The organism is Halomonas alkalisoli, from assembly GCF_021412585.1.
GTDB lineage: Bacteria > Pseudomonadota > Gammaproteobacteria > Pseudomonadales > Halomonadaceae > Halomonas > Halomonas alkalisoli.
In genome coordinates, this window is sequence record NZ_JAKCMI010000012.1 from 148,579 (window position 1) to 159,695 (window position 11,117).

Here is an 11,117-nt window from a genome sequence, read left to right on the forward strand (position 1 = left end):
CGAGAAGGCAGTGTATCAACGAGGCTGATCAGGAACGAGTGGCAGCCTCCTCGCTGTCGTCGGGCGGTGGCCGGCCGGCCGAGATCTGTTGTTCGGAGACCGCCTGATCCTTCACCTCTTCGTACCAGAGGTTGTGGTGGTCCTTGGCCCAGGTCTCGTCCACGTAGCCGGTGGTCATGCCCTCCAGCGATCCCTCGGAGCCGATGGTGCCGATGTAGATATGGCCCAGGGCCACGGCGGTCAGCCCCAGCGCCCCCACCGCGTGGATGATGTTGGCCCACTGCATGGTGTCTCGGCCCTGGCCGTAGTTGGGGAAGTCGAGCACGAAGCCGCTGACCACCACCACGATGCCCACCGTGGCCAGGAGCCAGAACCAGAGCTTCTCGCCACCGTTGGCGAACCCCGCATCGGGATGGCCCTTGCCGACCAGGCCGCCGCCCTGCTTGAACCACTCCAGGTCGTGCTTCTTCGGCCAATTGTGCTTGAGCACACGCGCCAGGAGCACGATCAGCAGGATGCCGAACAGCGGGCCCAGGTAGTTATGGGAGACCTTCGAGGCGGAGATCATCGCGCCCCACACGGCATCCCCGAACAGCGGCCGGAAGACGAACTTGCCATACAGCAGGTTCAGCCCCGTGAGCGCCAGGACGATAAACAGCGTGGCCACAGTCCAGTGGATCGAGCGTACGAGCAGTGGCCAGCGCAGCAGCTTGCGCCCCGTGCGTGGGCCGCTGAGGTCCTTGCGGCCAACGATCACGTAGAACACCGCGATCACCACGATCATGCCGCCGATGGCGATCAGGCCGAAGGGCGAGACCCAGCGATTGCGTAGCTGCCGCCAGGTCTCCCCGCTGGCATTGACCAGGTTGTAGGTGGACTCGGCGCGGCTGTCGCGGAAGTTGGGCCCGGTCTCACCGCTGCGCACCTGGCGCCAGGTATCCGGCGATACGCCGCCGACGGCGGTGGCCGCTTCGCGGTCGGGATCGGCCTGGGCCAGCACCGTCGGGGCGCCCCCCAGGCCGACCAGCAACGCCAGGGCCAAGAGCGCCGCCCGCCAGAACCCAGGCCATGCATTGGAAACGTACATGCTGCCTCCTTACCCCTGGCGGGTGGCGTCATAGGCGAGGTTGTCGGCAGCCGCCTGGGGGTTGCCCGACCAGGCCCCGTCGGGATGGCCTCGCTGGACCACCCGCTGGCGGAAGATGTCGGCCACGGTCTGGGCATCGCCGGCCAGCAGCGCCTTGGTGGAGCACATCTCGGCACACAGGGGCAGCTTGCCCTCCGCGATGCGGTTGGCGCCGTATTTCTCGTACTCCTCTTCCTTCGAGTCGGCCGGGCCGCCGGCGCAGAAGGTGCACTTGTCCATCTTGCCGCGCTCGCCGAAGGCGTTCTGCTTGGGAAACTGCGGTGCCCCGAAGGGGCAGGCGTAGAGGCAGTAGCCGCAGCCGATGCACAGGTCCTTGTCGTGGAGTACGATGCCGTCCTCGGTCTTGTAGAAGCAGTCGGTGGGGCAGACCGCCATGCAGGGGGCATCGTCGCAGTGCATGCAGGCCACCGAGATCGAGACCTCGCTGGGCTCGCCGTCGTCGAGGGTCACGACGCGGCGGCGCTGGATGCCCCATTCGACGTCGTTGGCGTTCTTGCAGGCGGTGACGCAGCCGTTGCAGTCGATACAGCGCTCCGCGTCGCACATGAATTTCATCTGGGCCATGGGAATCTCCTGTTGGCGAGCGCAATCAGCTGGCTTTCTCGATACGACACAGGGTGCACTTGGTTTCCTGCATCTGCGTCACGGTGTCATAGCCGTAGGTGGTGGCGGTGTTGGCCGCCTCACCGAGCACGTAGGGGGCCGATCCTTCCGGATAACGGTCGTGCAGGTTCTCGCCCTGGAATATGCCGCCGAAGTGGAAGGGCATGAACACCACCTCACGGGATACTCGGGGCGTCACCAGAGCCTGGACACGGACGCGCCCGCCCTCGGCGCCCTCGACCCAGACCATGTCGCCGTCGGCCACCGCCAGCTCGTTGGCCAATGCCGGGTTGATCTCGACGAACATCTCCTGCTGCAGCTCGGCGAGCCACGACATGGAGCGGGTCTCTTCGCCACCGCCCTCGTACTCCACCAGGCGTCCTGAGGTGAGGATGATGGGGTAGCGATCGGAGTTGTCGTTGTCCTGGATGCTCTTGTAGAGGGTCGGCAGCCGATAGTGTGAGGCGACGTCATCCCAGGTGGGATAGTCGGCGACCAGGTCGCGGCGGCTGGTGTAGAGCGGTTCGCGGTGCTTGGGGATGGGATCGGGGAAGGTCCAGACGTTGCAGCGCGCCTTGGCATTGCCGAAGGGGGCGCACTCGTGGGCGATCGCCACCCGCTGGATGCCGCCCGTCAGGTCGGTCTTCCAGTTCTTGCCCTCCGCCTCGGCCTGTTCATCCGGAGTGAGGTCGTCCCACCAGCCCAGGTCCTTGAGCATCTCGGCGGTGAATTCCGGATAGCCGTCGTTGAGCTCGGATCCCTCGCTGAAGACGCCGTCGGCCAGGATGTTCTCGCCGTTGTGCTCGATGCCGAAGCGAGCGCGGAAGGTCAGGCCGCCTTCGGAGACCGGCTTGCTGGTGTCGTAGAGGATCGGGGTGCCGGGATGGCCCATCTCGGCGGTACCCCAGCAGGGCCACGGCAGGCCATAGTAGTCGCCATCGGCCGGGCCACCCTCGGCCTGCAGGGTACGGAAGCTGAAGGTATGCCAGTTCTGCTGATGTGCCTTGAGCCGCTCGGGGCTCTGTCCGGTGTAGCCGACCGTCCACATGCCGCGGTTGAACTCGCGGGTGATGTCCTCGATGAGCGGCTCGGTGCCGTTCACCTGGATATTCTTGAACAGCTCATCGGCAAATCCCAGCTTGCGCGACAGCAGGTACATGATCTCGTGGTCCGGCTTGGACTCGAACAGCGGTTCGATGACCTTGTCGCGCCACTGGAGGGCGCGGTTGGTGGCGGTGACGCTGCCGGTTGTCTCGAACTGGGTCGCCGCCGGCAGCAGATAGACCCCGTCGCTGCGGCCGTGCATGACGCCGGCCACGGTGGGATAGGGGTCGACGATGACCATCATCTCGAGCTGCTGCATGGCCTTCTGCATTTCGGGTCCGCGAGTCTGGGAATTGACCGCATGGCCCCAGTAGAACATCGCCTTGAGTCGGGAGCGCTGGGAGATCGCGTCTTCCTCCTCGAGCACGCCGTCGACCCAGCGCGACACCGTGATGCCGTTGCTGTACATGGGCTGGCCATCGGCGTACTCGGTCTGATCGAAGCGGCTCTTCAGCCAGTCCAGGTCGAGGTCCCAGACGCGGGCCCAGTGGGCCCAGGCGCCCTCGGCGAGGCCGTAGTAGCCGGGAAGGGAGTGGGACATCAGGCCCAGGTCGGTGGCGCCCTGGACGTTGTCGTGGCCACGGAAGATGTTGGCGCCGCCGCCCGACTTGCCGATGTTACCCAGCGCCAGCTCGAGGATGCAGTAGGCCCGGGTGTTGTTGTTGCCGGTGGTGTGCTGGGTGCCGCCCATGCACCAGACGATACAGCCGGGGCGGTTATCGGCGAGCCGGCGCGCAGTGTCGTGCATCATCGTCTCGGGGACGCCGGTGATGCGCTCGACCTCACTGGGCGGGAAGTTGGCCACTTCCTCGCGTACCTCGTCCATGGCATAGACGCGTTGGTTGATGTACTCCCGGTCTTCCCAGCCGTTCTCGAAGATGTGCCACAGCAGGCCCCAAATGAAGGCCACGTCGGAGCCGGGGCGGATGCGCACGAAGCTGTCGGCCTTGGCGGCGGTGCGGGTGAAGCGCGGGTCGACGACGATGATCTGGGCGTGACTGCGCTCCTTGGCCAGCAGGATATGCTGCATGGCCACCGGGTGGGCCTCGCTGGGGTTGGAGCCGATGAACATGATCGACCTGCTGTTCTGCATGTCGTTCAGCGAGTTGGTCATCGCCCCGTATCCCCAGGTATTCGCTACCCCGGCTACGGTGGTGGAGTGGCAGATGCGCGCCTGGTGGTCGGTGTTATTGGTGCCGGCCAGGGCCGCGAACTTGCGCATCAGGTAGGCCTGTTCATTGTTGAACTTGGCCGACCCCAGCCAGTAGACGCTGTCGGGGCCGTGAGCTTCGGTAAGCTGGAGTACCTTGTCGCCGATCTCCTCGATGGCCTCGTCCCAGCTGAGACGCTGCCACTCGCCGCCCACCAGCTTCATGGGGTACTTGAGGCGCCGGCTGGAGTGGCCATGCTGACGTAGCGAGGCCCCCTTGGCGCAGTGGGCGCCGCGGTTGATGGGGTGGTCGAAGGCAGGCTCTTGCTTGGTCCAGATCCCCTCCTGGACCTCGGCATAGACGCCACAGCCCACCGAACAGTGAGAGCAGATGGTTCGCTTGGTCTCCACCGGAGAGTCGAGGACGGGGGTCTTGTCCGAGGCGTCGCTGCGGCGCATCATCGGGGCACCCATGAAGCCAGCCGCGGCGAGGCCGCCCGTGGTGGCGCCGGTGCGCTTGAGGAACTGCCGACGGGAAATGCCCAGCCCGTGTGCCTTGGGGGCATCGCTTTTACGAGTCAGACGCATGGTGTGATCTCCTGGCTATTGGCTGTCGAGCCGTCAGTCCCGCAGGGTGGCGTAGAAGGTGCGGATATGATCGGTTTCCCGATAGCCTTGGGCCGTATCGACCACCGGCTCGGCTTTGTTCTCGGCCTGTACCAGGGTAACGTGACCGACGGCGGCGGCCGCGCCGGCGGCAGCAGTGCCGAGCCCCAGGGTCTTGAGAAAGCGACGGCGCTGCGGATTGTTGGTCTTGTTCATGGTGGTTTCCTCGGTCATGCCGTGGCCTTGAGTTGGCGTTGTTGTGTTTTTCATGGTCACTCTTTCGATGCTGTTGCCCGTTCCCTTGCTGTCGGTATACGGGCATCAGCCGGAGTCAGGGTTCCACCAGCCTGACGGGTTCATGCGCTGCCTCACGAGCGAGTAGCGCCTCTTCCCTGTCGATGAAGGCCCGACCGAGTCGGCCGACACCGGAATAGAAATCACTCTCCACGCCGGCCAGGTCCGTCAGGCAGGTCGATGCCCATGGGGCGATGTGGGTCATGAAAAAGCGTGCCTCCGCGTGAGAGCCGGACTCGATGAGCAGGGCCATCGCCTCGCAGAGTGCGGCGAGGTGGTCCTCGGGCTCACGCGTTGGTTCGTTGCGTTCGATGCCCAGCGCCTTGAGATCGTGGCGCAGCGCGACCAATGCCTGATCCATCAGCTCGCCATTGCGGTACCAGGAGGCGTAAGGCGCCACGTCGCCCTGGATGACTCCGACGAGGTGGCGGAAGTGCGCCCGAGCGAGTGTCTCAGGGCGCGAACCACGGGACGCTTCGGTGAGTGCACGCCAGGAAGCGGCCAGAGGGCTGGTGTCATCCTCCACTTGAAGGTTCGCCAGCCATGCCAGCAGCTCCGGGTGGGGCGGCTCGCGCAGCAAGCGCGCCAGCAGCCGGTAGACATCGGCTCTCAGGGCATCGTCTTCGTCCAACTCACGAGCCTCCTCGTGCATGACAGTGTCGCTCATGGATTCACACCTTCAGTTGCGATTCGGGGTCCCGTGCAAGTTCCCGCCACACGTCCCGCACGCGACAGTCCTCACACATCTCGATCCGTGAGATCGCATCGCCGGCGAAATAGGGATGGTCGGCCAGCTTGGCCTTGATGACGGCGATGGTGCTGGCGGTGGCGAACGGCTTGCCGCAGCGGATACAGTCGAAGGCCGCCTCTGAGTGGCAGACGCGCCGCTGGTTCCGAGCGGGGTCGGCCAGGAAGCCGGGAAGCAGGGCGATGGCGTCCTCGGGGCAGGCGTCCGCGCAAAGGCCGCACTGCACGCAGTCGGCCTCGCGGAAGTTCAATTGGGGACTCTCATTGCCGGCTGACAATGCGGGCGTCGGACAGCCGGCGACACATGCCATGCAGAGCGTGCAGCGCTGGATATCTACCGCAAGTCCGCCATAGGCGGCATCGGGCGGTATGGCATGACGCTCTCCGTCCTGCCGACCCAGCTCGGCAAGGTGGTCGAGCACGCCGTTGAGCCGATCGCGCTTGCCAGTGCTGTCAAGCACGAGGCCGTCGGCGGGGAGCGGCGGATGGGCGGGAAGGGCATCCCTGGCCGTCGTGTCGCCGACAGCGATCGCGGAAATCCGCTCGCGCGGGTGGCCCAGTGCCTCGAGAAGGGCGTGTGCCTGGGCCAACTGATCGTCGAGGAAGGCGACCAGGCGCTCCGGCATGTCAGGGTGATGCTGAAGGCGAACCTCAGCGGCACCGCCCGCAACGGCCGTCAGCCACTGGTCATGACCGGCCGCGCCGAGCTCCTCAAGAGGCACGTCGAGGACGTGGCCGGCCGGAGTCTCGTCGGGGTGGAGGTGTTCGCTCGACACGAATCGCACCACCGGCTGGCCGCCGCCCGCCTGGCGGTAGGCCGCCAGCCAGGCCAGTAGGGTTTCCTGCTGGCGATGGGACTCGGGCATGCGAAACTCGATGGCGCCGGAGGGGCAGGCGCTGCTGCAACTGCCGACCCCGTGACAGCGGTAGGGATCTATTTCGACGCGCGACTCGACCCGGCCTCGCACGCTCTGGATAGCATCGGCCGGGCAGACATCCAGGCAGCGGGTACAGCCCGTATTGCCACTGGCGGCATGGGCACAGAGATCGTGATTGATCTGGAAATAGCGGGGCTTGTCGAATTCACCGACCAGTGCAGTGAAGGCCTCGAGGTGAGATTCGCTTTCGGCAGTACCCCAGCGAACGGTGACATAGCCCGGTGGAGGCAACTCCAACGCAAGTGCGGGCGTCTCGCAAAGGTCCAGGATCTGGTCGAAATGGTCACGCTCGACCAGTGCCCGGGCCAGGTCCAAAGACTGGCCTCCCTGCTCGAGCGTGACCCGAAAGCGACCCAGGTAGCCATCAACGCGCAGGCTTGCGGCCTGCTCGCGCGTCAGGGTGTGGCAGGTCACTGTCCGGGTATCGGCCAACAGGGTTTCGTCATCGGCGGGGGCACCGTCGATGGCGGATGGATCGACCGGCTCGGTGATCAGCAGGGACACCGAGGCCAGCCCGTGGTCGTGAAGTGCGCGTGCGGCACGGCGTGCGTCACGCTCGTTGCCGAGTATCAGGGCATGTCCCTGGCTGACATAGCTGACGCTGGATGGAGTGAGGTTGATAGGCCAGGAGACCCGGCGATGCATCGCCTCCCTTGCCTGGCGATTGCCGGCTTCATCCACCGGCATTGTGTGGATTAGATGATTCATGCCACCTCACGGTCTGGGTGCCTAATTGTTATATTGTGTTTCTAATACTCAGTCTGGCTGATTATCGAGATCTTGCTAGACCACCCTTGGTCTAATCTCCCTTTGATGTCGACGTATTGCTTTCGGCGCTGGTCTCCAGCGCACGTCGGGCATCTACCGCGTCCTCGTCACGGGAAGACGTCAATTCCCGGGGGGATTCCTGTGTGGACGCCTGGATGTTCGGCTCGTCGGGCGTGGTGAGCTCTGCACGTTCCACAGGATCGGTGGTTTCTGGATCTGGTTCGCTCTCTTCGAGCTTGCGGGTCCACTGCCTGAGGCGCTGGGCCATCTCGCTCGCCAGCGGTTTGAGAAGCTGGCGGTAGTCGTCATCGTAGTCGTCGAGACCATCGCGGATCCCATAGTGGCCACCCGAGAACATTTTGCGGAGGGCGCGCCGGCGCAGGGCATCGCTGACGCCCGCCTGCATGAACGCCTTGAAGTCGCTGCCGGCGGGCAGGTTGTCGGGGTCGGGAAGGGTCGCGTCGAGACTGCCGGGCTCGGGTGGCACCGAAGGGGAGGGGGGCGTATCGCTGCCCGGGCCCTGCATTGATTGTTCCGACGTTTGCACCGACTCGACGAGTTCGGGTTCATCGGCCTGAATGACATCGGCCTCCTCGCTGAGCTTGCGGTGTGACCAGCGACTCAGCCGGCTCATACGGCATGCTCCCTGGCGCGCCCGGCTCCCTTGCGTTTCTTCTTGCGCCCCTCGTCCGGGGCCTCGCCGTGGCGGGCCAGGTAGGCTTCCAGCCAAGCTTGGATCGCCAGTGGCATCGCCACTTCCAGCACCTGTTGCTCACCATCGAGCCAGGAAGCGGCGACGTCCTGGCTGGCCGTGATTGCCGAGGGACGAGGCTCGCCACTGCTCTCGCCGCAACGCACGAACAGGCGGGGCGTGTCGGCATCGAGGTTGAAGCGGTAGGCGGCCCTTTCGGTGAGGTACAGCTGCAGCGTCAGGACCCAGGGCCCACCATCCCCCGGCACCAGATCAACGATCTGCCATCGGGTGGCGCTGAAACCCTTGATACGCCGAGTCTCGCTGGCAATATCAAGACTCAGGGTTCGATGACTGCTTGGGTTGGTCATTGATGCCGCTCCCACGGAAGTTGTCACTTCAGTAAAGACACTCGGCGGTCGGAATGCCATCATCGTCTATCAACGCTTTGTCGAGGAGCCGTCAATGCACGACATCAGCCTTAGCCGGGCACGCCTGCCCACCACTCTGGAAGTCGAGGTGCTCGACGAGTTCGGGGAGTGCCGTCGCCAGGCCATTGCCGCCGAGCGCTCCCTGACCCTCTATCTCAACAAGCGTGAAATCGTCACCCTGATGACGCTGGGTGCCGACCCGGAGGCGTTGGTGGTGGGGTATCTGCGCAACCAGGGGCTACTCCAGAGCGCCGAGGATCTCGAGGTGGTACAGGTCGATTGGGAGGTGGAGGCAGCCGCCGTGGTGACCCGACGGCTGCCGGACGACATGGAGGCCCGGCTGGGGCAGCGTACCGTGACCACCGGCTGTGGCCAGGGCACGGTCTTCGGTCGGCTGCTGGATTCGACCTCGTTGAAGCGCTTGCCCGAGACACGATTAGCGCAGTCGGTGCTCTATGCGCTGCTCGAGCGGCTGGGTGATTACAACGAGACCTATCGCAGCGCCGGGGCGGTCCATGGCTGTGCACTTTGCCGCAAGGCCGACGTGCTGGATTTCGTCGAAGACGTGGGGCGGCATAACGCGGTGGATACCCTGGCCGGGCGCCAGTGGCTGGGTACCAGCGAGACCACGGGCAGCGATATCTTCTACACCACCGGAAGATTGACCTCCGAGATGGTGCTGAAGGTGGCCCAGATGGGGATCAGTGTCCTGGTGTCACGTTCCGGCGTCACCCAGAAGGGCGTTGAACTGGCCGAGCGTTTCGGCGTGCTGTTGATCGCCCGGGCCAAGGGGCGCCACTTCCAGGCGATCAATGCCGGGACTAGGCTCGAACTGGATGCGGTGCCGGTACGGCGGCCGGGCGACCGCCGGCGCAGCTGAACTCAGGTCGTCTCCCCGTAGGTACAGACCGACAGCACCACGGCATCCGTTTCGCTGGTCGAGACCAGCGCGTGCCCCATGTCGCTGTCGAAGTAGATGCTGTCCCCCTGGGAGAGCTGCAACGGTTCGTAGAACTCGGTGTAGAGACAGATCTCGCCATCCAGCACCATCAGAAACTCCTCACCGTCATGACGCACCCACTCGCTGAACTCGTCGAAGCTGCGCGCCCGGACGATGGTCTTGAACGGTATCATGCGTTTCTGGGCCAGTTCACAGCTCAGCAGTTCATGCTCGTAGGTGGGTGTGGGGTGGTGCTCGCCCTTGCCCTGTCGGGTCAGGTCGCGGCGTCCCATGGTGCGAGGCTTGGCCCGGGGTGGGGTGAGGAGCTGGGGCAGGTCGATGCCGAGGCCGTTGATCAGCTTCTGTACGGCGGTGAAGGTCGGCGAGATCTGATTGTTCTCGATCTTGGACAGGGTCGAGCGGGCCAGGCCGGTGCGCTGGCTGACGTCCTCGAGCGTCCAGTGGTTGGCCAGGCGAAGCTCCTTGAGTCGCTCGCCGAGGCGCAGCGGCTCCACGAATGGCTTGCGGCCGGATGCGATACGCAGCGCGGCCTGCTGGTCGGTGGTGGCGGGCATGGGCAGATTCACTATAGGAAACAAGTTTTCCCAAAGCGTACCACAAATCGCGCAAAGCGCGTTGCCATGGCGACATCCGAGCAGCGGATCGCGACAGAATGTTTCCTCACCCGGTGGAACGACTCATTGATCGAAGGGCAGGCCCAGTAAGGCTCTTACGTGTGCCTCGGCGCAGCGTCCGAGCGAGGTCGGGTCGTAGCCACCCTCCAGCACCGATACCAGGCGATTGTCGGCGTAGAGGGCAGCGATCTCCATGGCCATATGGGTCACCCAGTGGTAGTCCTCGTCTTCCAGGCAGAGTTCGGCCAGCGGGTCCTCGCGGTGGGCATCGAAGCCCGCGGAGAGCAGCACCAGTTCCGGCTTGAAGGCGTGCAGGGCCGGCAGCCAGTCGTTCTCGATCTCACGGCGGAAGGCGGTACTGTCGGTACCGGCATCCAGCGGGGTGTTGACCACGTTCTGCCACTCGCTGCGCAGGTAGCGCCAGGGATAGAACGGGTACTGGTAGCTGGTGCAGATCAGGATGTCGGGGTCATCCTTGAAGATATCGATGGTGCCATTGCACTGATGCACGTCGAAGTCGAGGATGGCGATGCGCCGGGCACCGTACTTGGCCCGGGCGTGGGCGGCTCCGACGGCGACATTGTTGTAGAAGCAGAAGCCCATGGCGTCGGTGGCCTCGGCGTGATGCCCCGGCGGGCGCACGGCACAGAAGACGTTGTCGGCCTGGCCGCGATAGACCTGCTCCACGCCGCGGATGACCGCGCCGGCAGCCATGCGCGCGGCCTGTAGGCTGTCGGGGTTCATCATGGTGTCACTGTCCAGCGTGACGATACCGGTTTCGGGCACGCACTTGTCCAGCGCCCGGAGGTGGCGCAGGGGATGAACCCGAGCCAGTTCGTCCTCGGTGGCTTCACGGGCATCCGATTGCATGGTCTGCTGCAGCAGGCCCGACAGGGCGAGGCGTGCTCGAATGGCTTCGAGTCGCAGGGGGCTCTCGGGGTGCTCCGGGCCCATATGATGAAGGTGGCAGTCGGGGTGCGTAATGTAAGCCGTGATCATGCGGGCGCTCCAGGATGACAGAGGTCACCATAATGCCGGTAAGACCTTGCATAACAGTGTCAAT

At 64.9% G+C, this 11,117-nt stretch carries 11 protein-coding genes; 1 reads left to right on the forward strand and 10 read right to left on the reverse strand.

Annotated features, from left to right (window positions below; genetic code table 11):
• Positions 1-28: 28 nt before the first annotated feature.
• From LY622_RS02745 to LY622_RS02780, 8 genes are all read right to left on the reverse strand, one after another.
• The gene (locus LY622_RS02745; RefSeq protein WP_234289482.1) at positions 29-1,087 is read right to left on the reverse strand and encodes a formate dehydrogenase subunit gamma; all 1,059 of its coding nucleotides are present in this window, start codon (positions 1,085-1,087) and stop codon (positions 29-31) included.
• Positions 1,088-1,096: 9 nt separating this feature from the next.
• On the reverse strand, positions 1,097-1,711 hold the full coding sequence (fdh3B, locus tag LY622_RS02750; protein WP_234289483.1) for a formate dehydrogenase FDH3 subunit beta: 615 nt from the start codon (positions 1,709-1,711) through the stop codon (positions 1,097-1,099).
• Positions 1,712-1,736: 25 nt separating this feature from the next.
• Complete coding sequence (locus tag LY622_RS02755) at positions 1,737-4,592, reverse strand: molybdopterin-dependent oxidoreductase (protein ID WP_234289484.1); 2,856 nt, start codon at positions 4,590-4,592, stop codon at positions 1,737-1,739.
• Between the two features lie 33 nt (positions 4,593-4,625).
• Entirely contained in the window at positions 4,626-4,826 is a 201-nt protein-coding gene (locus LY622_RS02760; RefSeq protein ID WP_234289485.1) for a twin-arginine translocation signal domain-containing protein, read from the reverse strand.
• Positions 4,827-4,941: 115 nt separating this feature from the next.
• Entirely contained in the window at positions 4,942-5,571 is a 630-nt protein-coding gene (locus tag LY622_RS02765) for a TorD/DmsD family molecular chaperone (protein ID WP_234289486.1), read from the reverse strand.
• Between the two features lie 4 nt (positions 5,572-5,575).
• Positions 5,576-7,297, reverse strand: a complete 1,722-nt coding sequence (locus tag LY622_RS02770; RefSeq protein ID WP_234289487.1) for a 4Fe-4S binding protein — start codon at positions 7,295-7,297, stop codon at positions 5,576-5,578.
• A 91-nt stretch (positions 7,298-7,388) separates the two neighbouring features.
• Positions 7,389-7,991 carry a DUF3306 domain-containing protein gene (locus LY622_RS02775; RefSeq protein WP_234289488.1) on the reverse strand — a complete coding sequence of 201 codons (603 nt, stop codon included), beginning with the start codon at positions 7,989-7,991 and terminating at the stop codon, positions 7,389-7,391.
• On the reverse strand, positions 7,988-8,419 hold the full coding sequence (locus LY622_RS02780; protein WP_234289489.1) for a DUF3305 domain-containing protein: 432 nt from the start codon (positions 8,417-8,419) through the stop codon (positions 7,988-7,990). Before LY622_RS02780 ends, LY622_RS02775 begins: the two co-directional genes overlap by 4 nt.
• 94 nt (positions 8,420-8,513) lie before the next feature.
• Here LY622_RS02780 and LY622_RS02785 point away from each other — a divergent pair, with 94 nt between their 5' ends.
• Positions 8,514-9,359: a formate dehydrogenase accessory sulfurtransferase FdhD gene (locus LY622_RS02785; RefSeq protein ID WP_234289490.1), complete on the forward strand. Its 846-nt coding sequence runs from the start codon at positions 8,514-8,516 to the stop codon at positions 9,357-9,359.
• A 2-nt stretch (positions 9,360-9,361) separates the two neighbouring features.
• Here the strand turns inward: LY622_RS02785 and LY622_RS02790 are convergent, their stop codons facing one another.
• Positions 9,362-9,994 carry a helix-turn-helix domain-containing protein gene (locus LY622_RS02790; RefSeq protein ID WP_234282777.1) on the reverse strand — a complete coding sequence of 211 codons (633 nt, stop codon included), beginning with the start codon at positions 9,992-9,994 and terminating at the stop codon, positions 9,362-9,364.
• A gap of 123 nt (positions 9,995-10,117) precedes the next feature.
• On the reverse strand, positions 10,118-11,053 hold the full coding sequence (locus LY622_RS02795; RefSeq protein ID WP_234289491.1) for a histone deacetylase family protein: 936 nt from the start codon (positions 11,051-11,053) through the stop codon (positions 10,118-10,120).
• Between the last annotated feature and the right edge of the window lie 64 nt (positions 11,054-11,117).